Raw genomic sequence first — 21,437 nt, 5'->3', positions numbered from 1 at the left:
CGAGAAAAACGTTCACGGCATTAGCGGTAGTCGTGGGACGACGGTGACTCGTGCTGCGAGGAAAATTAACCGATTGCACCCAACGCGAGAAAGTTTATTTTACGTTCGGCCAGTCGCGTCAACTTTTGATCGGCGAGGCCTTCTTCGTTCAGCGTTTCTTGCAGCGTATCGGCCGCAGTTTGGCTGCCAAGCTTTTCCGCGTACGTACGCGCCGTACCGTAGCCTGCCATTTCGTAATGCTCGATCCGTTGAGCGGCAGCGATTAGTGCGGCATCAAGCACTTGAGGATCAATGTCGCTCTTGATCAATTCTTCGCCTTCTTCGATCAAGCCTTCCATCGCAGCGCACTTATGCCCGCCTGGTTCGAAATCAAGTTCTTTAAAGATCGATTCCAAGCGAGCGACGTGAGTCTTGGTTTCCGCTAAGTGATCCGCAAACGCTTGCTTCAAGTCGGCATTGCTGGCGGCTTTCTGCATCTTGGGAATCGCTTCGACCAATTGAGTCTCAGCACTGTAAAGGTCTTTTAGTTCGTGGATGTACAATTTGTTCAGTGAGTCAAGTTTCATGATCATGACGCCTTATGTCAGTAGGGTGTGATGTTTAAAAGCAGCGAGACGTTGCACGTCATTCGACGTGTACGAGCAGCATGAGCATTTTGTGTACCGACGACATTTCTCTCTTCCTGCTCATCGCCAGTTGGTTCTCGCAGAGCATTCAACCGCTCGGTGCGACACGACGACTAAATGGCATGCCGAATGCATCGCTGTGAAGATTGCTTTCGCAAATCGGGCCATTTAGGACTGGCAATTGCCACTGGATTTCTGCGGTCAAGGCCGCTGTTGTCTCGCCCGGTTCTTTTCTGCTTCTCGCTTTCATCCAATTCAAAATGCAAACTCCTCATGTCCCCAACCGTTTGATTTGTGATTGTGCACTCATCCTAGGATTATTCATCGTTTTCGCTTCGGGGACGTTCGCTCAAGACGCACCGTTAGTGGATGCCGAAGACAAGGCTGAGTCGCAGCCAACGGTCGAGGTCGAAGACGTGGTCGAGGACTCAGCGATTGCATCAAGATTGCGGCGGATCTTCAAGTCATCAGGTTGGTACAGCGATCTCGAGATCGATTCGGACAACGGCATCGTTACGGTGTCGGGAATGGCCGACACTGAGGAACATCGCGAATGGGCAGGCAGTACGGCACGACGAACCCAAGACGTGATCGCGGTGATTAACAAGCTGGAAGTCAACAGTGCCGTTGAACTCAGCACCAGCAAGGAGGTCATCACCGATAGTTTAAACGAATTGTGGCGTGATCTGCTGGTGCGGTCGCCTTTGTTGATCGCCGCTGCAATCGTGTTGGTGGTTACTTCGATCCTGGCGAAGTTCGTCGGTTGGTCGATCGTCCGAATATTGAGCAATCGAAAGCTGCGAACCAGTTTGAAGGATTTGGTTTACCAACTGGTCTCGATCGCGGTTTGGATAGTGGGAGTGTTGACGGCCACGGTGGTCGCGTTCCCCGGGATGACGCCTTCCAAGGCGTTGACGGTTCTGGGGTTGGGTTCGGTCGCAGTGGGATTTGCATTTAAAGACATCTTTGAGAACTTTTTCGCCGGTATTTTGATCCTGTGGCGGTATCCGTTTGACCGCGGTGACTTCATCACTTGCGAAGACGTCACGGGCCGGGTTGAAAAGATCACGATACGCAACACCTTGATCCGGCGACTCGACGGCGAATTGGCGGTCGTTCCGAATGCGAATCTGTTCAAAAGCACGGTGGACGTGCTAACGAACCAGCCCCAGCGACGCGTTCGTATCATCTGCGGAGTTGCCTATGACGAGGACGTGGACAAGTCGCGTGAGGTCATTCGTAAAGCGGTTCAAGGTTGCAAATCGGTCGAAGGCGTGCGTACCGTCGAGATCTTTGCTCAAGAGTTTGCGAGTTCGAGTGTGAACTTTGAAGTCGCGTGGTGGACTGGATCTAAGCCGTTGGACATCCGTCGCAGCCGTGACGAGGTGATCGCGGCAATCAAGCGTAATCTGGATGATGCGAAAATCGAAATTCCGTTTCCTTATCGCACGCTGGTTTTCAAGGACACCGACGATACCCGGGGGCTCGATGAGCGAAGATCCGCGGGTGAAGCGGAGTCGAATCATCGTCCTTAAAACGCGAGGGCCTAAAACGCGAAGGCGGATTTTTAGATCCGATCGATTGACGCCCAGCGAGTGTTCTATTGGTAGCGGAGCGGCGCAAGCCGCCCGGTCTAATTCGAACGTTTTGCTCGCCGCAACCGGACGGCTCGCGCCGGGCCGCTACCAAAGTAGACGCCAAATGGGGACTCGCTCGCTGTCCAGAGTGCGATGCTCTCGGTGCATGGTCGCTGATCGCACAAGTTGGCCGAATGGGATGCATCTTGATGGTATCGATTCGGGTTTCCAGTGTGGACGAACGTCCATCACGTTGGTTCGCCAGCGGTCGGCAGTGCAGGAATGGTGCCGCCGGGTACGTGTGCCCACCGTTTGGCACGTGATGTGCATCCGTAGAGCGGTCAGCTGTTATCGATGCGAACGTCCCGTTTGCATTGGTAAGCCGCGCCGGATGGCACGGCCAAGACGCTGACTAACAAAATAAATATCGTGTGCTGACAATCGAAGGAGAGACTCATGCCAAATCGAGAGCAACTTAGAGGTCACTGGAACGAAGTGAAGGGGCGTCTGAAAGAACATTGGGCGCAATTGACCGAGGATGACTTGCGTCGCGCCGAAGGTTCGACCGATCGATTGGTGGGCGTTGTCCAACAGAAAACTGGGGCGAGTCGCAGTGAGGTCGAACGGTTTCTCGATAGCTTGTTCAGCAATAGCGTCCGGGATCAAGCTGCCGAGACGGTTCAGCAATACAGTGAAGCCGCTCAGCAGATGGCAGCCGAGGCAAGTCAATTTGCCAAAGAGCAAGCGCAGCGGTTTGCTGCCCAATCGGGTGATTACTCAGCGAAAGTGGTCGATCGCGTTCGTACGCGACCAGGCGAGACATTAGCGATCGCGTTTGGTTTAGGGGTTGCTGCCGGTGCATTTCTGTTCTTGGGTCGAAAGAAATAGTCATGGCCACTACGCTTGCAACAAAAAAGCAATCCGAGGCAATTCGCACGCGGATGCGCGCGATTCGCACCGAGCTTCCGTACGATGTCGATGACGCGCGGCAGCGAGTCAAGCAATTGTCCGATTGGCGATACCACATGGCTCGTCGCCCGTTGCCGATCTTGGCTGCCGCGATGGTCGTTGGCTATTGGTTGGTCCCTGCCAAGCAAAAGCAGCGAGACACCGTGGTGGTTCACCATGATGGGGCTATGCAACCAAGTGAGCCCGCGAAACGAGGCATGTTAGGTGGCATCGCCGGTGCAGTCGCCACGATGTTGATTAAACAAGCGACTACGGCGGCCGCGAATCACTTCACGCATGCGTTTTCTGCAAAGTACCCAATGGACTCGATCCTTAAAGACAGGAGTCACCACGTATCATGATTGCCCCGCTTGAACAACGTCGTCGCAGCGAGCCCAATGGGCTGCAGCGTGAACACATGTTAGCGATCGAGGAAGAGGAAAATCGAATTCCTCGACGTCTTCAAAACGCCATCGAATCCCAACCCGTCGTCGCTGTCGCCACCGCGGTGGCAGTCGGAGTTGTTTTGGGTTGGCTCGTTAAACGAAAGAATTGGTAAATCTAATGAATGAATCATCACGCGATCACCAATCCAGTTTCCAGCGAGTGACCGAAGATATCCTCGATCTGTTTGAGTTGCAGATGGAGCTGTTGTCGGTGGACAGCCAAGCGGCCAAGCGGAAGCTTGCCCAAGCAGTCGCATGTGGTGCCATCGCGGTTGCATTGGCGGGGTCCGCCCTGACCGTGCTGATGATCGGCAGCGGATTTTTGCTATCGGAGCTTACTGAACTCACGGCTGGCACTTCGTTGTTGATTGTAGGAGCCGTGTTCTTCGCGATCGTCGCGGTGCTCGGCTGGATTGCACTCAAAGCGGTCAACGCTGCTGCTGCAGCGATGAGTGAAAGTAAATCTGAGTTTGCCGAAAATTTGCGTTGGTTGAAAGCCACATTAGTGTCGCCCAAAACATCGCCTCGAAACCAGATTCGTCGTGATTCGTTCTCAGACGAAGATCCCGATTTGCGTCGGCAGTCAGCTTGGAGCGGTTCCACGCATGACGTCGGCGATCGTCCCCCGGTTTACCCAAGGTAAAATCCATGTCAAATATTCCTACTGAAAATAGCAAGTCATCCACACGATCAGAACAGGCAAAAGAGACGGCCAGCCGGATCGCGGCTGGCGCCGGTGAAGCTGCGCAAGGAGCCGCGACTCATTACGTCAAAGAGCCCGCTCAAGACGTCTTCAGCTTGGTCAAGGCGTACGCCAAGGAGAATCCCGATGTTGCCGCTTGTTGGGCGTTTGGGCTTGGCGTTATCGTCGGCTGGAAGTTGCGACCGTAAATCTGGATCTGATCCTCAAGTCAAGGCGTGAATGAATTATGTCAACCCTAAGCGAAGCCGAGCGAACTCAATTTTCCGATGCCCTGCAACGAGTCGGGGGAGATGAAGAGATGTTCATCGAGCTTGCGGAAATTGTTGCCGAGGATGCTCCAGGCATGCTGGCGGAACTCGAGGATCAATTGCGATCGGACCAACTTAGCGAGGTGGCTCAGACAGCTCATGCACTTAAAGGGCTGCTGAGCACCTTTCAAACCGGACCGCCGGTATCGCAGCTACAACCCTTTATTGACGAAGCTCGCCTGGGTCACACGGAATCCGCAACGATGATGTTTCATGACCTTAAGCCGTCACTGAAGCATTTTGTTGGGCAAGTACAACAGCTCAACGAAAAGTACTGATCGACCTCATGGACTATTTCCTACTCATCACGTACTTGTGTATCGCGATCGGATTCTCGTTCTTGTGTTCGATCGCCGAAGCGGTTCTGCTTTCGATCACGCCCAGCTTCATTGCCGAGCGACGGCAAGACGAAACGAAATCGTCCAAGCGAATCATCCAGCTCAAAGAAAATATTGATCGTCCGCTGGCTGCGATTCTCAGTCTCAATACGATCGCACACACTGTCGGGGCGGCGGGCGTCGGGGCACAAGCCGCCAAAATCTACGGCGATCAATACCTCGGGGTGATCAGTGCGCTGTTGACCCTGATGATCCTGGTGCTCAGCGAGATCATTCCCAAGACGGTGGGGGCATTGCATTGGCGTCGGCTCGCCGGCAGTGTGGCACTTCTGGTTCAAGGCTTGATCATCTTGATGTTGCCATTGGTCTGGATGTCGGAATTTTTAACACGATGGCTCTCAGGCAATAAGAAACAGCAACTTGTGACGCGAGCCGAGATTGCGGCGGTTGCCGAATTGGGGACCCGCGAGGGTCTGTTGAAACAACACGAATCTCGCATCTTACGCAACTTATTAAAGCTCGAGTCGATCACGGTCGAAGACGTGATGACGCCCAGTACGGTGGTGATCTCGTTCGAAGAATCGCGGCGTTTGTCCGAGATGACAGAGGAGTTAAAAACGTTGCCGGTTTCGCGAATTCCGATTTACCGTGAACGGCGCGACATCGTCACGGGGTTCGTGTTGCGTAGCGATTTGTTAGCGTCCGTGATTTCAGGCGACAGCGACAAGCCGCTCTCCGAGTTTTCGCGTCCCATCTTGCGAATCGCCGAAGACGAAAGCATTACCGTCGCCTTTGACCAATTGCTCGATTCACGAGCCCACATCGCAATGGTGATGGATAAGTTTGGTGGCGTCGAGGGATTGGTGACGCTCGAAGACATTATCGAAACGTTGTTGGGGCTCGAAATCGTAGACGAACACGATTCGACCGTCGACATGCAAGAGCTCGCACGCCAACGCTGGGAAATGCGACGCGAAAAACAAGGGATTGCGGCACCGCCATCCAGCGATTAAATCAGCGGGACTGCGATCTGTTCATGCACTAAACGGGTGATTTGTGAACACTTTTCGCGGTGAACGCATGCAACACTCGCTTGTTCCCAGGCAGGAGCCCGGCGCCGGAAAGCATTTTTGAGTAGCTACCTTCGCCAGAAGGTGGAGAGATGCATTCGACGCCAACAAACCTCGCTCTGGCGATTGTAGCGACGAAACGGAATTGCCGTAATTTGCCGCCTGGAATCGTTCATGCTGTTGGGAAGGGCCAGAGAGTCACTGGTGGCGATCACCGAGAAATTTGATTCTTACGTGCTGCAACCGCGCGGCTTGCGGGCTGTCGGTTTAGTGAGCCGTGACGCGTAAGCGGCCGGGTGCCACGTATTACCCGGTGCCTTACGGCCCACGGCTCACCACTGGAATTGACTTTTCGATTAAACCAACCGGGCGGCTTGCGCCGCACCGCTAATAAAATAGCGTGCAATGATCGATTGCTGCCGAGGCGGCACGTCATGCTAAATCAGCCGAGTTGCTTAAGAGCACTGTCGAAACGGCGATCAAACTCGGCGAACAGCTCGAGGGTTTCTGGACGTTCCAGAACCTCTTGAACGCGTTCCGCTCCGCTATCGACTTTGGGCTCGGATTGAAGATCTTCCTCCGCAGCCTCCCTCTGTCCTGCGATGCGGGTGGCAACTGCAATCGCAGCCGACTTCCATCCGCTGACGCTCGAAAGGGCGTCGGCCAGCGCTGCTCGCAGCACCCGAAAATCCATATGGGCAAACGTCTCGTCAAACGCCAATCGCATCCGATTGGCCTGTTCGGAATTCAACGTCGCACTTTCTAGCTGCAGATATCGGTCCAGGGTTCGACCAAGCAGTACCGTTCTCATGATTTCAAGTGGGACACCACGAATCGAAGTGGCCATCGCAACGATTTTGCGAAGCGGAAACAACAAGATTTTTAGCGGTGCCTTGGCCAGTAACCCCAAACATCCCGTCAGACAACCACCGCTGTTGGAGTAATAGGGTTTCAAGTCGCCGAGCAAATCGCTGCGATCGTGCGATGACAAGGTACGCGACACCACGAAGCGTCGACATTGATCACGGACGATGTCATCGACGAACGGAATCGGGATAAACCGTGCCGTGGATGAAACGATCCCAGCGACCACCCATTGATGGGCTAACCAAGACGAAGATTCGGGCATGTAAAAATCCTTTTATTGGGCGTTGGTGCTATCGGCGTTCATCGCCGGACCGTCGCTGTGATCGTCTTTGTTGTTTCGTTGGCTGCCAATGGGACGCGGTTTTGGAGGATTCTTTCCCGCAGGCCAGCCCTCACGTTGACGCGTTCGGTCACCATCGCGATCCTCGGTTTGATCGTGCAGCAATGTCACATTGGTAGGATACGGCATATCGATGCCCCCGTCGTCAAGGGCTTCTTTGATGTCCGAAATGACTGAGTTCCCGACACGCACCACGTTGGCACGTTCAGGGGCAGTCCACCAACGCGCCCTCAGCACCACACTGCTGCCGCCAAGTTCAGTCGCGACTACATCGGGCGCCGGATCGCTAACGACACCCTCGGCTGATTCGAGCGTCTGCAAGATGATTTTGGCTGCTTGGCGGAGATCATCGCCATAGCCGACGCCGACGTCGTACTGAGTTCGGATGGCATCGTAGGCAGTGTTGACCACAACGGGGTTTGTATAGATCTGGCTATTGGGAATCACGACTCGTTTGCCATCGTAGGTCCTAATTAGCGTCGCTCGTGTCTCGATCGCTTCGACGGTCCCTTCGTGGTCACCCGATGCAATCTGGTCCCCAATTTTGAACGGTTCACTGAGCAGGATCAGCAAACCGGCCATAAAGTTTTGCAAAATGTCTTTAAAGGCGAAGCCGAGGGCAACGCCACCGATGCCAAGCGAGGTGAGTAATTTTCCCGGCGTAATCGAAGGAGCCATGATCGTGACTGCGAGGATCAGTCCTACGAAAATTAACACCCATTGAGCGACGCGCCCCATCACTCGCCCCAGATTCGCTGAGCTTTTGTCTTCGGTCGTGCGTCTGACAAACCGCCGAACCAACTTTGCAGCAAAGTAGAAGATGGCAAAGACGACAACGCCAACCAAAAGGAACGGCAGTCGGTCCAAGAAGCCGTCGATCATGTCATCGACCGTTCCCCAGACTGTATCGATGCTGACGTCCACTTCGCCCGGAACGTCATTTTTGTTAGCCACTTCGTTTGCCGTTTCAGATGCTTTGTCGCTTGTTGCTGTGTCGTCTTGCGCCAGTGCGAGAGCAAAGGGAAGGAGAGATAAGGGAGTAGTCATGATTTGCCTCGCGTGGTGGTTGATTGTCCGTCATTAGCGGGAACGCAACTCTCATGCCTTAGCCCAGCTTTTGTTTTTGCTTGCTAGATGTGCCACGAGGCTGGCTTGTCGTCGACCAAGTTGCGTGGTGCTCAATCACAATTCGTGAAGTGTAGATGGATTTGGGGCATTTTTAAGATTTGTTTCGATGTGGTACGAGAATCGCAATATCCATTCCTTCGTAACGTAACCCGCTGGTGATTGTCGCCAACGGATTGATCGTTTACACACACTCACTTTCTGTTTGATTGGAGACTCCGATGTTAGGTTGGGCAATAACTTTTTTGGTGATCGCGTTGATTGCGGCAGTGCTTGGTTTTGGTGGGATCGCGGGTTCGGCTGCGATGATTGCCAAAGTGTTGTTTGTCGTATTCCTTGTGCTGTTCATTGTCAGCCTAGTGATGGGACGCCGTGGACCAACGGTCTAAGGCCGAAGCTGGCTAGCGAGTGCTGTCGTGACGAAGCTGTCACGCAGCTATTTTGAGCCGACGGCGATAGCCGCGGGCCCTGGGCATCAAACACACGCGTGTAAAGGCCCGCGGCTAGCGCCGTCGGCTCACAGGATACGACGCTAAGAATGCGACGCTATGAGTGCTAGACCGGGCGGTTCACGCCGCACCGCTAAAGTGTTCCATCTCTGCGGGCCAGATCACGAGTGGTCCACTTGTTGTTTTAAAACCCATTTATCAAAAAGGATGTCGTGATGTTTTTTCTCGAACCTCTTCTGACAGACGGTATTGCTCAGTTGTCTTACCTGGTGGGTGACACCAGCACCGGGCATGCAGCGGTAATCGACCCTCGAACCGATGTGGAAGTCTACGAAACGCTTGCACGTAAGCATGGCGTTTCGATCACGCATATTTTTGAAACCCATATTCACGCTGACTTTGTTTCGGGTAGTCGTTCGTTGGCCGAGCGAATCGGTACGGCGAAGATTTGCGTCAGCGGAGTCAGAGCGGACTACAAATTCGACGGCGAAGCGATCAAGGATGGCCAGGAGTTTGATTTCGGTTCGTTCCGGCTGACCGCGCGGCACACACCGGGGCACACCCCGGAGCACATGTCGTTCGAACTTCGTGAATCCAAGCATGCCGAAATGCCTTGGGCCGTTTTCAGCGGAGACTCGCTGTTTGTCGGTTCGGCCGGTCGGCCTGACTTGCTGGGCGAAGCCGAGACTGAGGGGTTGGCCAAGGATCTGTACAAAACGCTTTACGACTATTATCTGAAGCTCGACGACTACGTCACGATCTATCCCGGACACGGGGCTGGATCAGCGTGTGGAGCCGATATCGGGGACCGGATGCTCAGTACGATCGGTTATGAACGACGTACCAACAAATTCCTGCGGTTTCCTGGCTTCGACGCGTTTCGCTCGTTTGTCGTCGATGAAGCTCCGCCAGCACCATGGCATTACCCAATGTTAAAGAAGGTGAACGCCGCTGGTCCTGATATCATGGACCGTTTGCCTACGATTCCTGCGTTGCCGCCAAGTGAGTTCCGCAAGGTCGCACGCGAACCGGGAGTCACGATTATCGACACGCGTTCGATGTTGGCGTTCGGCGGAGGCCATGTTCCCGGGGCGATCAACATTGGCAACCGGCCGGAAATGTCGGCCTGGGTTGGACAAATGTTTGATCTTGATCAGCGATTGTTGCTGGTCGTTGACAACGACGATGATGTGGAATCGGTACAGCGTCTGATCGTACGGACCGGACACTCCGAATTCGCGGGCTATCTGGCCGGTGGCATGAAAGCCTGGGAAGTCTCGGGGTTGCCACTACAGAAGCTTGAGCAGATTAGTGTGGAAGAACTGCATCAAGATCAGAGTAATGGTTCCCACCTAAGCCTGGTTGATGTCCGATCTCCCGGCGAATGGGAATCCGGCCACCTGCCTGGTGCCGAACACCACTTCATCGGTGACATGCGAGAGCGTATCACGGGACTCGATAAATCAAAGCGATACGCCACTTATTGTGCGAGCGGCTATCGAGCAAGTATTGCATCGAGTTTGATGCAGTCGCGAGGCTTTCAGCAAGTCGCCAATATCCCCGGCAGCTACGGTGCATGGACCGCGGCAGGTTACGAGGTCGAACTTGAAAAAGGATCGAAGTCATGATCGCCGAAATTAGTCTGTTGGCGGCTGATCAGGTTGACGCGTTGCAGTACGCGGGACCCGCGTGGTCGCCCTACCTGGTCGGTGCATTGATCGGCGTTTTGTCGATGTTGACTTTCTATTTTTCCAACAAGCCACTCGGAGCCTCCACCGCGTACGCGCGAGTGGCGGGGTTGATTGGCGAGAAAGTCGCACCCGCTCACACGCGTTCGCTCGCCTTTTTTAAAAAGAAATCTCCCAAGGTGGGATGGGAAGTGATGTTGGTGTGCGGCGTAGTGGTAGGAGCCTTCGTGGCCGCGTGGACGGGCGATGAATTGACCGGACGTTTGCTGCCTGCGATGTGGCAGGATCGGTTTGGCGCCGACAGCGGATTGTTGCGGATCGTGGTCGCGATTGCAGGCGGCATGATGATGGCGTTTGGAGCACGCATGGCGGGTGGATGCACAAGCGGACATGGAATCAGCGGCACACTACAGTTGGCAGTCGGTTCTTGGGTTTCCGCCATCTGCTTTTTCATCGGTGGGATCATCACCGCCATGTTGGTCTATGCGGTCTAGTGGCAACAAAGAAACAATCCAGCGATCCTATTGATGGAGAAAATGATGGCAACCACGGTTCAACAACCTTCGGAATCGAAGCTTGGAAAAGAAACGGATGCGGCGGGCGCTCAGACGCTTGCCCTTGGAATGGTCTTTGGCATCCTGTTTGGTTTTTTGCTGCAAAAAGGGGGCGTTGCGAAGTTCAACGTACTGATCGGTCAGTTGCTGCTACAGGACTTTACCGTATTAAAAGTCATGCTGTCCGCCGTGATCGTTGGCATGATTGGAATTCATTTGCTTCACCGCGCCGGAAAAGTCGAGCTACATATCAAACCGACACGCTACGCATCGAACATCCTTGGCGGTTTGCTGTTTGGTGCTGGATTTGGTTTGTCAGCCTATTGTCCGGGAACCGGTGCTGCCGCACTCGGCCAAGGCAACTACGATGCGATCGCAATGATGATTGGCATGGTGGGTGGTTCATATCTTTTTGCGGAATGCTCGGGATGGATCGGCCGCAAGATTGATCCAATTGGTGACCGTGGAAAGTTGACGCTTCATGATTGGTTGCCAATCAACCGGACGGTCGTGGTCGTCAGCAGCGCCATCATACTGTGTGTGGTGTTGGCGATCATCGAAACGATGACGGTCCGGTGAACTACACGTTGAGGAAAAACTCAGCGACGAATCAAAATTCTAAAACATCACATCTGTGAGAGGTCACTCATGAGCGATACAAACCCGCAAATCAACGAACAGCTCAATAAACTAGCGGCGATCTGCTGCGAGCAACTCGAAGGCATCGAGCCAATATCGGCGATGGACGAAGCGTCGACCAAACCGCTGCTCAAATCATTACTGATGAGTGGCTTTACGCGAAAAGAGGGAGCGTCGTTACAAGTCGAGATCGAAAATCGCGTGAAAGATCGCTGTCGTGATACTGCGATGCATCGAGGTGGTGCCCTTTCGAGTATCGCCGGCAAGTTGCAAAAGCAATTCGAGGATTTGGCACGTTGGGAATCAAAGCAGCCCGGCGATGACAACAAGGCCAAAGCGGCAAATATCAGTTCGGCAACCGACGCCTGATCGTCACTCTGCTCGGGGAGAGGGATCATCGAAACGCCGCAATCGACATTGAACTCCGCAGGCCAAGCGTCTGAGGAAATCGCGATTCTGTTTTACTGGATGAGTGGAGGCGCGGTTGCGATTTGGTTGATCGTGATCGGTGTCGCCGTTTACGCCATCTATCACCCGGGACAGCATCATCCGCGTACCACCAAGCTGTTGGTACTTGGCGGCGGCGCCGTGTTTCCAACCATTGTTCTGACTGGTCTGCTTTGTGTCTCGCTGCCGATGTTGCCCGATCTGCAGCGTCCTGCACCGCCCGGCAGTCTGCAGATCCATGTTAGTGGAGTGCTGTGGTGGTGGCGAATCGACTACCTGACATCCGAAGGCGATACAATCGCAACCGCTAACGAAATTCGTTTGCCCGTCGGTCAGCCGGTCGAATTCAAACTGAATAGCGAAGACGTGATTCACTCGTTTTGGATTCCATCGCTTGGTGGCAAAGTCGATATGATTCCGGGGCGTCAGACGCGGTTACAACTGCACCCGACTCGCGTCGGCACTTACCGCGGCGCGTGTGCCGAGTTCTGTGGAACCGCGCATGCGCAAATGAATTTTGACGTGGTCGTCATGCCCGTCGATGAATTCAATGATTGGTTGAGCGACCAAGCGGAAACCGCAAAACATCCCGTCGAACCCGATGCGATCGCGGGTCAGCAACATTTCCTCAAATACGGCTGCAGCGCGTGTCATACGATCCGTGGTACGCACGCCCAAGGAGCTGTCGGTCCCGACCTGACCCATTTTGGCAGCCGGCTTAGTATCGCGGCCGGCGTGTTGAAAAACAATTCCGAGAATCTGGCTCGCTGGATCACCCAGACTCATGATGTCAAACCTGGAGCGGATATGCCGGAATTTGCTTCGTTGACCGATCGCGATGTGAAACAGATCGTTGACTACCTGGAGCAATTGAAATGAGCCAGGACGATGTCGACAAAGATCAATCGACCTCCGATGACGTGCAACAATCCGATCAAGGTATGTCCGCGCAAGCGAAGCGGTTGCTCGCACCATGGCGGACGCCCACGGGATGGCGTTATTGGTCGGCGGTGAACAATTCGGAAGTCGGGTTGTGGTATACCGTCACCGCGTTTGCTTTCTTTTTGTTTGGCGGCGTGCTCGCGTTGGTGATGCGGATCCAGTTAGCGCTGCCCAACAACGACTGGTTAACAGCCGAGCAGTACAACCAAGTATTCACGATGCACGGCAGCGTGATGATGTTCTTGTTCGCGGTGCCGATTCTCGAAGCGATTTCGATCATGTTGCTGCCGCAGATGTTGGGGGCTCGTGATTTGCCCTTCCCACGCTTGTCGGCGTACGGTTATTGGTGCTTTTTAATCGGCGGCATCTTCGTTTGCGGGTCGCTGTTTTTCGGGGTGGCTCCGCGTGGCGGTTGGTTTATGTACCCGCCGATGACGACCGAGTATCAAACCGATGTCGGAGTGGATATTTGGTTGTTGGGGCTTTCGTTTATCGAAGTGGCCTCGATCGCTGCAGCGGTGGAATTGATCGTCGGCGTGTTGAAATGTCGACCGCCGGGGATGCGGTTGAACCTGATCCCGTTGTATGCTTGGTACATCCTTGTCGTCGCCGTGATGATCCTGTTTGCATTTCCGCCGCTGATCGCAGGCGACTTGTTGATGGAGTTAGAACGGACGCTTGATTGGCCGTTCTTTGATGCATCCCGCGGTGGCGATCCGCTGTTGTGGCAACATTTGTTTTGGATTTTTGGTCACCCCGAAGTCTATATCGTGTTTCTGCCGTCGATCGCGTTGGTGGCGATGATCGTGCCGACGTTTGCCCGTGTGCCGATGGCTGGCTATGGATGGATCGTATTGGCGGCGGTGGGGACCGGTTTTTTGAGTTTTGGATTGTGGGTCCACCACATGTTCACCACCGGATTGCCGGGGCTAACGATTGGTATCTTTTCGGCGGCTTCCGAAGCGGTCGCGATTCCCACCGGTATTCAAATATTCTGCTTTATTGCCACGTTGTTAATTGGCCGGATCACGCGATCGGTGTCGCTGCTGTTTGTATTGGCGGGGTTAGCGACGTTTATCATCGGCGGGTTAACGGGCGTAATGGTTGCCGTGGCTCCGTTTGATTACCAGGCTCACGACACCTACTTTATAGTCGGGCATTTGCACTATGTTTTGGTAGGTGGAACGATCTTTCCGATTATGGCTGGCGTTTATTATTACTATCCGCTTGTCATGGGAAAACAGTTGTCGGAACGTTACGGGCGTTGGGCGTTTTGGTTGACATTGATCGGGTTCAACGTCAGCTTCTTCCCGATGCATTTGACCGGACTGTTGGGGATGCCGCGGCGAGTTTATACGTATCCTGCCAATATGGGATTCGACACATTGAATATGGTTTCGACCGTGGGCGCATTCGTGTTGGCAGCCGGGTTTATTGTGTTTCTGTGGGACGTGCTGCGACCGAAGAAACGCGAACCGCTGGCCGCGCGCAATTGCTGGAACGCTGGCACATTGGAATGGTTGGCCGAGGTTCCCGATCAACCGTGGGGAATACGCTCGATTCCGATCATCAAAAGTCGTTATCCATTGTGGGATCAAGAGAACTTTGTTGACGACATCGATCAAGGGAATTTCTATCTGCCAGACGCCGAAGAAGGGCTGCGAGAAACGTTGGTGACGTCCACGATGGATGCCGAACCTATTCAATGTCTACGCGTTCCCGGGCCCACGTTTCTGACTTTTTATGCGGCCTTGTTCACCGGCGGTGTGTTTATCTTTTCGACCTATCATTGGTGGACTGCCTCGGTGATTAGTGGCGTGTTGGCGCTGGGGACGGTGATTGCCTGGTTGTGGACCGGAACGGCGGTGATCCCTGAGAAATCGCACAAGGACGTGGGATTGGGATTGAGCTTGCCGATTTATGTATCTGGTCCGCGAGCGGTCGGATGGTGGGCGATGTTTATCACCATGCTCGGTGATATGACCGCATTTATGTCGCTGGTGTTTGGCTACTTCTTCTACTGGACCATCCACGAAGATTTCCCTCCTCAGGATGCAGTAGGGCCGGGCACGCTGTGGCCGACCCTCTCGCTTGTCGCCGCCGGGGTCGCTTGGGCATTGACATGGGCGGCTCACAAATTCAACCGTAGCGATAAACCATTCGGATTTTATCTCAGCAGTGTGATTGCGATCGGAACGTCGCTGAGTGCCGCGATCGCACTGGGGTTGGCCCCCGTGCTGACTCAGATGGATCCGAGCAGTCATGTTTATCCCGCCATCGTTTGCGTGTTGGTGCTTTGGAGCGTAGTGCACCTGTGTGTCGGAGCTCTGATGCAAGCGTACTGCGTCGCACGCCGAATGGCGGGCAAGATGACTGCTTGTTACGACGCGGATATCACTAATGTGATGCTGTATTGGCATTTTATGGCGTTGACGTCGGTGATCACGGTTGCCGTGATCGCCTGGTTTCCGTGGGTAGCGTAAGCAATGGAGCGTGTCCCGTGATTTCCAGCAAACCCACCCCAATGCGACGCAACCATATTCTCTGGCTGGTGGTGCCACCAAGCGTTTGGGCGATCCACTTTTTAGCGAGTTATATGACCATCGCGATTTGGTGTGCCAAATTTGCCGACGAAAGTGGCGACGCGACCCCGGTGCGGATTGCGATTGCCGCTTATACGGTCGTCTCCTTGGCGATCATCGTCGTGATGGCAGGCCTCAGTTATCGGCAACACCGTAAAGGGGGCAACGCACCGCATGACGACGACACCTACGGGGATCACGTTCGCTTCACCGGTCAAGCCACCTTTTTGTTATCGCTACTTAGCGGTGTGGCCACGATCTTCACAGCATTGGTGGTTGTGTTTGTGGGGAGCTGTGACTGATGCAACTTGCGTTTTGGAATCTTGGTTGGATCGTTTTGGCCGCAGCTTGGTTGGGACCGCTCCCCGACTTGGCCACTCAGTCGTTTGCTGCGCATATGACCCTGCATATGGCGGTGGTTGCGGTGGCGGCACCGCTGCTTGCGATTGCCATTGCGGGGAATCGGTGGGATCCGGTGATCCGTTTCCCGCGTTCATTTTCACCCGTCCCTGCCTCGGTAGGTGAACTTTTGATCGTTTGGGCGTGGCATGCGCCAGGGCTGCATCATTGGGCTCGGCATTCAGCGGTAGGTTTTGTGATCGAGCAGGGTATGTTTTTAGCCGCAGGATTGTGGGTGTGGATGTCAGCGTTCGGCGGCACGGCCCCGAGGGAGCGCGGTCGCAGTGCCGCGGGAGTCATCGGGCTGCTGTTAACTTCGATGCACATGACTTTGTTGGGGGCGTTGTTGGTGATGTCACCTCGATTGTTGTACATGCACCATGGTCGCAGTGAAATGTTGACGCCGATCATGGACCAACATCTTGGTGGCGCCGTGATGTTGGTTGTGGGTGGCATCGCATTTCTTGCTGGTGGATTGTGGTTAACCAAAGATCTCGTGTCGTTTGATCGACTCGAAATGGGGACGAATGAGGGATGAGCAACTCACGAACAAATTGGCAACGTATCAAAGAACTAACAATTCTGCTGGTTGGCTTAGGCGTGATCGGCGTCCTCGTTCTGGTGTCGGGAGTGTTTCCGATCAAGGCCAGCAGCGGGCACTGGGCGATTACTACCTTAGTACTCGATTTTGCCAGTGACCGATCGGTGGATTTTCATAGTGCCGGGATTGAGTCTCCGCCACTGGACGAACCCGGCATGATTCGGCTGGGCGCGGCAAGCTACGATGCGAATTGCCGTTGGTGCCATGGACGCCCTGGATTGCCCGCGCCGCGTGTGCCAGCGGAGATGACGCCATCGCCTCCCTACTTTCCCACTGCAACGTTCGATCAGGAGCCACGCGAACTGTTTTATATCGTCAAGCATGGGATCAAGTTCGCGGGGATGCCGGCTTGGCCATCGCGGCAGCGAGATGATGACGTTTGGCCTTTGGTGGCGTTCTTAAAATCGTTTCCAGAAATGGAGGAGGCGACCTATTTGGACCACGTCCAGGTGTCGATGGAGATCGATTCGGCGACGAAGCAACTTGTCGCAGACGCCTGTGCTTCATGTCATGGTGCTCGCGGCCACGGCCGTGCCGGAGACCGCGTCCCCGTGATCGCAGGTCAAAATCGCGAGTATCTAGAGTTGACGCTCGAGGCGTATAAAACGGGGCAACGGCACAGCGGAATCATGGGACCGATCGCAGCTCGATTGAACGCCGCCGAAATTGTTCAGGTTGCTGAGTATTTTTCAAAACAGCCCGAACATCCGTCTCACAGCGAGCCAGATGAATCATCTGGGCACCCCATTGAGGCCAAGACGCATGATTTGAATGAAGCAGAGAAACGGCTCTATGAACTTGGCGAATCGCTTGCCAATCATGGTGACGGCCCGCTAAAGATCGCATCGTGTGTCGAATGTCATGGCCCCACCCCGATCGATCGCAGTGTCGAGTATCCTCGATTGGAGCGACAGCCAGCGGACTACCTACGCCGCCAGTTACATCTGTTTGCCAATCAAGCTCGCGGCGGAACTGAAAACGCGGACCTAATGTATACGATCGCCAGTAAATTGTCCGATGAACAAATCGATGCGTTAGCAATGTACTACTCTCACTGAAGACGCGTTTTGCAACGCTGTCGACTTGGAACGTCGATTTTTCTCGTGACTGGTAGAGGTAGCTTGAATTCCGCGTAGGGACTTCCGGCCATTTTTTGCAGTGCTTCAATGGATAAATTACCTCATCCCGGAGGGATTTTTAGACAATAGCCGGTGGTAAGCGCAGCGCCACCACCGGAAAATGAAAACAATACCCACCGCCGATCCCGGAGGGATCAAAGACAGTCCATCAATTAAGGCAGAGCGATGTCCACGTTCCACTGCATCAATCTTCACGTCACTTTTTCGACCAAGCATCGCAAACCATGGATCAAAGACGCATGGATTAGACGCTTGCACGAATACCTCGGTGGGATCGTGAACCAACTCGGCGGCAAACCGCTGAAAATCGGCGGCGTCGAAGATCATGTTCATCTGCTGATTGGATTGAAACCCACGCATCAATTATCCGACTTCCTGCGTGAGTTAAAGAAGTCTTCAAGCAAATGGGTTCACGAACAAATGGGTTCACGAAACGATTCTCTATCCGCCGTTTGAATGGCAGGAAGGATACGCTGCATTCTCGGTCAGTCCGCCGAGTTGCCCTGCAGTGGCGGGCTACATAGCCGACCAACGCGAGCATCATCGAAAGCGATCGTTTCACGCCGAGTTGATCTCAATGCTCAACGACGCCGGGATCGACTACGACCCCGAATATTTGGAGTGAACGGTCTTGGACCCCTTTCGGGGTCCGCTCTTTTTTACGATTTTGAAAACCGGAGGTGCGCTGCTGGGGACGTGAAATGTATTACTGACGGATGTCTATGCTAGCAAAGTCGCGGCGGGACAGGAATGGAAATTGCGGCCCATGTCTGGAGTGTTCAATCTATTTCACTTCAACATCCACGGAGGATGGACATGATTCAAAATGATTCATTACTGGCTCCTGAAAAGGAGGAACAAATCAAGGCGGTTTTCAACTCCCTTTCCGAGAAAAACAAGCGGCGTTACGCTGCCTCCCTGTCTTTGGCCCTGCCACATGGCGGGTGTGAGTATCTCAGTCAACTTCTAGGTTGTTCGCATTCCACTATCACTCGTGGGCGAGCTGAACTTGAGCGTCTTAGCAATGCAGACGACCCCGCAGAAGGTAGAGTCCGGAAGAAGGGGGCCGGACGACCAAAAAAGAAGAGGCTCATCCGGAGGTTCTCGATGAGTTAGATGAGATTCTCGATGAGCGAACCGCAGGAAGCCCAACGGACTGTACCGTTCACTGGACTTGTCTTTCCATCAGCGAAATCACGAAACGATTGTGCGAGGCTTGCACTTCCATCTCTCGTCCTGTGGTGGCTCGTCTGTGTCGCGAGAGGAACCTCCGAAAGCGACAACAAGTCAAATCGGTGACCAAAGCTCCCAGCCGTAACCGTGATGAGCAGTTCGGCATTATTGATCAGATGCGAAAGCGGTTTCGCCGTACAAAAGACGCGGTTCTGAGTATCGACAGCAAACAGAAAGAACTGCTGGGTAACGTCCATCGACCGGGTGAAGTTCTTGCCGATGGTCCGATTGATGTGCTCGATCACGCGCTGCCTTCTTACGCCCAAGCGGAGGTGATCACCCACGGGATCTACGCTCCACAACAGAATATTGCCCACATGAATCTAAACACCAGCCATGACACTGGAGCCTTTTCTTGCCATAGTCTGGGATGGTTTTGGAAACACATCGGCCGCCAACTGTTCTCCACGGCTGATCGAATCCTTGTGCTGCTGGACTGTGGTGGGAGCAACAGCAATAAATCAAGTACTTTTAAGTGGCACTTGGGACGTTTGTCAGCTGAGTTCGGGTTACCAATTCAGGTGGCGCACTACCCGGTTTTTTGTTCCAAATACAACCCTATCGAACGTCGCGTTTTTCCGTGGGTCGAGCGGGCCTATAGCGGTCAGCTCTTTACAGCACTTCGGGAGATGGTCATGGCAATTGAATCCCGGGCCACAACCTCAACAGGGCTCGTGACAACCGGCCACATCATCCAAAAGTCATTTACGCCAGCATCACGGAAACAGATCCAACGCACCAAGGACCCTCCTGTAGAATACCTCACGGATCTGCCGGAATATAACTACCGGCTTACACCAGAAATGCATCAACAATAGATTTCACGTCCCGCGCAGCGACCTCCGGCTATTGTCTGAAACCGCTTCGCGGTGACCACGCGACTTTCCCCGAAGGAATTGTCCGACGGTATCCGGTGGTAATCGCAGCGACACCAGCTAATACAGTTGAACCACTCACCAATGCAGGCGGCGTCCGCCTGGAAACGGGGAGTGCGCAAATATCGATAATTGCGTAGTCCCGATTTGCTCACCACCGTCTTACATCGATTTCCAATAGCGGCGATGTCGCTTCAGGAAACCTTTTTTGTTCTCGGCAAACATCCGTTCGCCCAAGCTAAATGCGTGTGATGCGAGTTGCGCAGAGCGTTGGTCGATCAAGGCAACAAAGCCATTGGTGATCTTGCGGCTGCCGTAGTCACGAGGGGAATTGCAGATGCGAAGTTTTAGCACAGCCAAATCGTGATGCATTCCGAGCCAATCGCCTAAACGCTCCGCTTCGGTTTGCCGCGTCTGCATCATTGCGGGCCAAAGATATCGCAATAGATTGCAGTGATACGAGTGGTACTTGACTCGTTTTCGCCATTCATGAAACGCTTCGGTGGATGGTTTGCTCTGGGCAGCCCCAATCGCCGTTCTTGCTCGTGAATAGGTTTCGCCGAATCCGGCACTCCAGGCATTCAATCCCTTCGCGTCCAATCGCCATCGTCGGACACGTTTGAGTGCCTTGTTGAATTCGCCGCGGGTTTCGGCGAGTCGCTTTTCGACATCAATATCGTGCCGGAGTTGTTGTTGACGCTGCTGAGCCAATTGATGCCGGATCGACTGAAATGCATCTTGCCGAATTTGCTCAGCGAACTGCTCGATGAGATCGTCGTAGGTATCGAGTAGCGTTTTGCTGTCACGTACCTCGGACAAAGGTTTTGCGATTTCACGAAACTGAGCATTCTGTCTCGAGTAAGGGACATCGTCGGTCATTGAATAGCGGACCAACCGGACCAAGCCTCGCAGTTTTTTACATCGCTTGCGGACTTGGTGTACCTTTTTCGACTGCTTCAGACTCGAATTGTCTAGTTCCGCGATCGCCTTTTCAATTTGTTCCCTAGCAATACGTCGTACAGATCTGGAAACTGATTCATTCTGTTTCAGACGAAATGCCATGGGCAAAGGGTGGGGCTGCTGGCTAAGAAGAAACGATCAAACGATTGCGAAGGGTCATGCCACGCAGATGTGGGCGGAGTGATTCCTGGGCAATCTGTTTCAGGAAATAGGTGTCCACGCGACCTTCGATAATAACCACTCGGCCTTCGACAACGACGCCCAAATCTTGCAGCTGTCTACGTCCGGTTTCCCGAAGCACCGATTCCAACCGACAACCGTGTGATCGGTGTGCGGCATGCTCCACGGCACCGGAATTCGTACAGGGCCCGTTGAGTAATTTTACTGGCGACAGGTTTGCAGGTGGTAGGTGCGCGGGGTGTCGACGAATCGAAATAGGCGTCGAAATCATCAGGAGTGCCTTTTGCTAAATGACAAGACTTGGGGCTATCACCTAATGAGCAATTTTTAGGCCGCCTCGATGTCGTTGGTCGAGGGGTGATTCGACGCCGCAACCGTGGCACGCAAATTGCCCTTAATGC

Annotated in this window: 24 protein-coding genes and 1 pseudogene; 20 read left to right on the top strand and 5 right to left on the bottom strand. The window is 53.9% G+C overall.

Translation table 11 applies throughout. The features are described from left to right. Positions 1 to 65: 65 nt before the first annotated feature. The gene (locus tag SH528x_RS24440; RefSeq protein WP_442506066.1) at positions 66 to 566 is read right to left on the bottom strand and encodes a YciE/YciF ferroxidase family protein; all 501 of its coding nucleotides are present in this window, start codon (positions 564 to 566) and stop codon (positions 66 to 68) included. A 320-nt stretch (positions 567 to 886) separates the two neighbouring features. Here SH528x_RS24440 and SH528x_RS24435 point away from each other — a divergent pair, with 320 nt between their 5' ends. From SH528x_RS24435 to SH528x_RS24400, 8 genes are all read left to right on the top strand, one after another. Further along, positions 887 to 2,161, top strand: a complete 1,275-nt coding sequence (locus tag SH528x_RS24435) for a mechanosensitive ion channel domain-containing protein (protein ID WP_442506065.1) — start codon at positions 887 to 889, stop codon at positions 2,159 to 2,161. A 498-nt stretch (positions 2,162 to 2,659) separates the two neighbouring features. Then, positions 2,660 to 3,091: a CsbD family protein gene (locus SH528x_RS24430; RefSeq protein WP_442506064.1), complete on the top strand. Its 432-nt coding sequence runs from the start codon at positions 2,660 to 2,662 to the stop codon at positions 3,089 to 3,091. A 2-nt stretch (positions 3,092 to 3,093) separates the two neighbouring features. Then, on the top strand, positions 3,094 to 3,513 hold the full coding sequence (locus tag SH528x_RS24425; protein ID WP_442506063.1) for a hypothetical protein: 420 nt from the start codon (positions 3,094 to 3,096) through the stop codon (positions 3,511 to 3,513). Beyond that, positions 3,510 to 3,710 carry a hypothetical protein gene (locus SH528x_RS24420; protein WP_442506062.1) on the top strand — a complete coding sequence of 67 codons (201 nt, stop codon included), beginning with the start codon at positions 3,510 to 3,512 and terminating at the stop codon, positions 3,708 to 3,710. The genes SH528x_RS24425 and SH528x_RS24420 overlap by 4 nt, the downstream gene beginning before the upstream one ends. A gap of 5 nt (positions 3,711 to 3,715) precedes the next feature. Beyond that, positions 3,716 to 4,240 (top strand): phage holin family protein, encoded by a 525-nt coding sequence (locus tag SH528x_RS24415; protein ID WP_442506061.1) that lies wholly within the window; start codon positions 3,716 to 3,718, stop codon positions 4,238 to 4,240. 5 nt (positions 4,241 to 4,245) lie between these two features. Beyond that, complete coding sequence (locus tag SH528x_RS24410) at positions 4,246 to 4,488, top strand: hypothetical protein (protein ID WP_442506060.1); 243 nt, start codon at positions 4,246 to 4,248, stop codon at positions 4,486 to 4,488. 38 nt (positions 4,489 to 4,526) lie between these two features. Beyond that, a complete protein-coding gene (locus tag SH528x_RS24405) occupies positions 4,527 to 4,886 on the top strand; it encodes an Hpt domain-containing protein (protein WP_442506059.1) in 360 nt (119 codons plus the stop codon). An 8-nt stretch (positions 4,887 to 4,894) separates the two neighbouring features. Continuing rightward, positions 4,895 to 5,959, top strand: a complete 1,065-nt coding sequence (locus SH528x_RS24400; protein ID WP_442506058.1) for a CNNM domain-containing protein — start codon at positions 4,895 to 4,897, stop codon at positions 5,957 to 5,959. 499 nt (positions 5,960 to 6,458) lie between these two features. Here the strand turns inward: SH528x_RS24400 and SH528x_RS24395 are convergent, their stop codons facing one another. After that, positions 6,459 to 7,145, bottom strand: coding sequence for a hypothetical protein (locus tag SH528x_RS24395; RefSeq protein WP_442506057.1), 687 nt, complete (start codon positions 7,143 to 7,145; stop codon positions 6,459 to 6,461). 12 nt (positions 7,146 to 7,157) lie between these two features. Further along, on the bottom strand, positions 7,158 to 8,270 hold the full coding sequence (locus SH528x_RS24390) for a mechanosensitive ion channel family protein (RefSeq protein WP_442506056.1): 1,113 nt from the start codon (positions 8,268 to 8,270) through the stop codon (positions 7,158 to 7,160). Between the two features lie 299 nt (positions 8,271 to 8,569). Between SH528x_RS24390 and SH528x_RS24385 the strand changes: the two genes are divergently transcribed. The 12 genes and pseudogenes from SH528x_RS24385 to SH528x_RS24330 all read left to right on the top strand — a co-directional run. After that, the gene (locus SH528x_RS24385) at positions 8,570 to 8,737 is read left to right on the top strand and encodes a DUF1328 domain-containing protein (RefSeq protein ID WP_442506055.1); all 168 of its coding nucleotides are present in this window, start codon (positions 8,570 to 8,572) and stop codon (positions 8,735 to 8,737) included. 275 nt (positions 8,738 to 9,012) lie between these two features. Next, complete coding sequence (locus SH528x_RS24380) at positions 9,013 to 10,425, top strand: MBL fold metallo-hydrolase (protein ID WP_442506054.1); 1,413 nt, start codon at positions 9,013 to 9,015, stop codon at positions 10,423 to 10,425. Beyond that, positions 10,422 to 10,979, top strand: a complete 558-nt coding sequence (locus tag SH528x_RS24375) for a YeeE/YedE thiosulfate transporter family protein (RefSeq protein ID WP_442506053.1) — start codon at positions 10,422 to 10,424, stop codon at positions 10,977 to 10,979. The genes SH528x_RS24380 and SH528x_RS24375 overlap by 4 nt, the downstream gene beginning before the upstream one ends. 33 nt (positions 10,980 to 11,012) lie before the next feature. Further along, a complete protein-coding gene (locus tag SH528x_RS24370; protein WP_442506052.1) occupies positions 11,013 to 11,618 on the top strand; it encodes a DUF6691 family protein in 606 nt (201 codons plus the stop codon). A 69-nt stretch (positions 11,619 to 11,687) separates the two neighbouring features. After that, the gene (locus tag SH528x_RS24365) at positions 11,688 to 12,047 is read left to right on the top strand and encodes a hypothetical protein (RefSeq protein WP_442506051.1); all 360 of its coding nucleotides are present in this window, start codon (positions 11,688 to 11,690) and stop codon (positions 12,045 to 12,047) included. 48 nt (positions 12,048 to 12,095) lie between these two features. Beyond that, a complete protein-coding gene (gene coxB / locus SH528x_RS24360; RefSeq protein WP_442506050.1) occupies positions 12,096 to 13,004 on the top strand; it encodes a cytochrome c oxidase subunit II in 909 nt (302 codons plus the stop codon). Positions 13,005 to 13,066: 62 nt separating this feature from the next. Then, positions 13,067 to 15,550 (top strand): cytochrome c oxidase subunit I, encoded by a 2,484-nt coding sequence (ctaD, locus tag SH528x_RS24355; protein ID WP_442512169.1) that lies wholly within the window; start codon positions 13,067 to 13,069, stop codon positions 15,548 to 15,550. 41 nt (positions 15,551 to 15,591) lie between these two features. After that, on the top strand, positions 15,592 to 15,951 hold the full coding sequence (locus SH528x_RS24350; protein WP_442506049.1) for a transmembrane prediction: 360 nt from the start codon (positions 15,592 to 15,594) through the stop codon (positions 15,949 to 15,951). After that, complete coding sequence (locus tag SH528x_RS24345; protein ID WP_442506048.1) at positions 15,951 to 16,586, top strand: cytochrome c oxidase assembly protein; 636 nt, start codon at positions 15,951 to 15,953, stop codon at positions 16,584 to 16,586. The genes SH528x_RS24350 and SH528x_RS24345 overlap by 1 nt, the downstream gene beginning before the upstream one ends. Beyond that, positions 16,583 to 17,707 carry a c-type cytochrome gene (locus SH528x_RS24340; RefSeq protein WP_442506047.1) on the top strand — a complete coding sequence of 375 codons (1,125 nt, stop codon included), beginning with the start codon at positions 16,583 to 16,585 and terminating at the stop codon, positions 17,705 to 17,707. The genes SH528x_RS24345 and SH528x_RS24340 overlap by 4 nt, the downstream gene beginning before the upstream one ends. A 246-nt stretch (positions 17,708 to 17,953) precedes the next feature. Further along, positions 17,954 to 18,244, top strand: a complete 291-nt coding sequence (gene tnpA / locus SH528x_RS24335; protein WP_442506046.1) for an IS200/IS605 family transposase — start codon at positions 17,954 to 17,956, stop codon at positions 18,242 to 18,244. A 614-nt stretch (positions 18,245 to 18,858) separates the two neighbouring features. Beyond that, positions 18,859 to 19,839 (top strand): annotated as a pseudogene (locus tag SH528x_RS24330) (ISAzo13 family transposase); the annotation flags it as partial. Positions 19,840 to 20,058: 219 nt separating this feature from the next. Here SH528x_RS24330 and SH528x_RS24325 read toward each other — a convergent pair. Both SH528x_RS24325 and SH528x_RS24320 read right to left on the bottom strand, forming a co-directional pair. Further along, on the bottom strand, positions 20,059 to 20,958 hold the full coding sequence (locus tag SH528x_RS24325) for a CHAD domain-containing protein (protein WP_442506045.1): 900 nt from the start codon (positions 20,956 to 20,958) through the stop codon (positions 20,059 to 20,061). A 22-nt stretch (positions 20,959 to 20,980) separates the two neighbouring features. Further along, positions 20,981 to 21,307 (bottom strand): hypothetical protein, encoded by a 327-nt coding sequence (locus tag SH528x_RS24320; protein WP_442506044.1) that lies wholly within the window; start codon positions 21,305 to 21,307, stop codon positions 20,981 to 20,983. Positions 21,308 to 21,437: the final 130 nt, after the last annotated feature.

It is taken from the genome of Novipirellula methanifontis (assembly GCF_052161655.1).
Classification (GTDB): Bacteria; Planctomycetota; Planctomycetia; order Pirellulales; family Pirellulaceae; genus Novipirellula.
The sequence above is the reverse complement of the archived record's forward strand: the minus strand, read 5'-3'. Positions and strand labels throughout refer to the sequence as shown.

Bases quoted from the DNA above. Each gene is read 5' to 3' on its own strand.
- SH528x_RS24440 (WP_442506066.1), bottom strand. From the start codon at position 566: ATGAAACTTGACTCACTGAACAAATTGTACATCCACGAACTAAAAGAC.
- SH528x_RS24435 (WP_442506065.1), top strand. From the start codon at position 887: ATGCAAACTCCTCATGTCCCCAACCGTTTGATTTGTGATTGTGCACTC.
- SH528x_RS24430 (WP_442506064.1), top strand. From the start codon at position 2,660: ATGCCAAATCGAGAGCAACTTAGAGGTCACTGGAACGAAGTGAAGGGG.
- SH528x_RS24425 (WP_442506063.1), top strand. From the start codon at position 3,094: ATGGCCACTACGCTTGCAACAAAAAAGCAATCCGAGGCAATTCGCACG.
- SH528x_RS24420 (WP_442506062.1), top strand. From the start codon at position 3,510: ATGATTGCCCCGCTTGAACAACGTCGTCGCAGCGAGCCCAATGGGCTG.
- SH528x_RS24415 (WP_442506061.1), top strand. From the start codon at position 3,716: ATGAATGAATCATCACGCGATCACCAATCCAGTTTCCAGCGAGTGACC.
- SH528x_RS24410 (WP_442506060.1), top strand. From the start codon at position 4,246: ATGTCAAATATTCCTACTGAAAATAGCAAGTCATCCACACGATCAGAA.
- SH528x_RS24405 (WP_442506059.1), top strand. From the start codon at position 4,527: ATGTCAACCCTAAGCGAAGCCGAGCGAACTCAATTTTCCGATGCCCTG.
- SH528x_RS24400 (WP_442506058.1), top strand. From the start codon at position 4,895: ATGGACTATTTCCTACTCATCACGTACTTGTGTATCGCGATCGGATTC.
- SH528x_RS24395 (WP_442506057.1), bottom strand. From the start codon at position 7,145: ATGCCCGAATCTTCGTCTTGGTTAGCCCATCAATGGGTGGTCGCTGGG.
- SH528x_RS24390 (WP_442506056.1), bottom strand. From the start codon at position 8,270: ATGACTACTCCCTTATCTCTCCTTCCCTTTGCTCTCGCACTGGCGCAA.
- SH528x_RS24385 (WP_442506055.1), top strand. From the start codon at position 8,570: ATGTTAGGTTGGGCAATAACTTTTTTGGTGATCGCGTTGATTGCGGCA.
- SH528x_RS24380 (WP_442506054.1), top strand. From the start codon at position 9,013: ATGTTTTTTCTCGAACCTCTTCTGACAGACGGTATTGCTCAGTTGTCT.
- SH528x_RS24375 (WP_442506053.1), top strand. From the start codon at position 10,422: ATGATCGCCGAAATTAGTCTGTTGGCGGCTGATCAGGTTGACGCGTTG.
- SH528x_RS24370 (WP_442506052.1), top strand. From the start codon at position 11,013: ATGGAGAAAATGATGGCAACCACGGTTCAACAACCTTCGGAATCGAAG.
- SH528x_RS24365 (WP_442506051.1), top strand. From the start codon at position 11,688: ATGAGCGATACAAACCCGCAAATCAACGAACAGCTCAATAAACTAGCG.
- ctaD (WP_442512169.1), top strand. From the start codon at position 13,067: ATGTCCGCGCAAGCGAAGCGGTTGCTCGCACCATGGCGGACGCCCACG.
- SH528x_RS24350 (WP_442506049.1), top strand. From the start codon at position 15,592: ATGCGACGCAACCATATTCTCTGGCTGGTGGTGCCACCAAGCGTTTGG.
- SH528x_RS24345 (WP_442506048.1), top strand. From the start codon at position 15,951: ATGCAACTTGCGTTTTGGAATCTTGGTTGGATCGTTTTGGCCGCAGCT.
- SH528x_RS24340 (WP_442506047.1), top strand. From the start codon at position 16,583: ATGAGCAACTCACGAACAAATTGGCAACGTATCAAAGAACTAACAATT.
- tnpA (WP_442506046.1), top strand. From the start codon at position 17,954: ATGTCCACGTTCCACTGCATCAATCTTCACGTCACTTTTTCGACCAAG.
- SH528x_RS24325 (WP_442506045.1), bottom strand. From the start codon at position 20,958: ATGGCATTTCGTCTGAAACAGAATGAATCAGTTTCCAGATCTGTACGA.
- SH528x_RS24320 (WP_442506044.1), bottom strand. From the start codon at position 21,307: ATGATTTCGACGCCTATTTCGATTCGTCGACACCCCGCGCACCTACCA.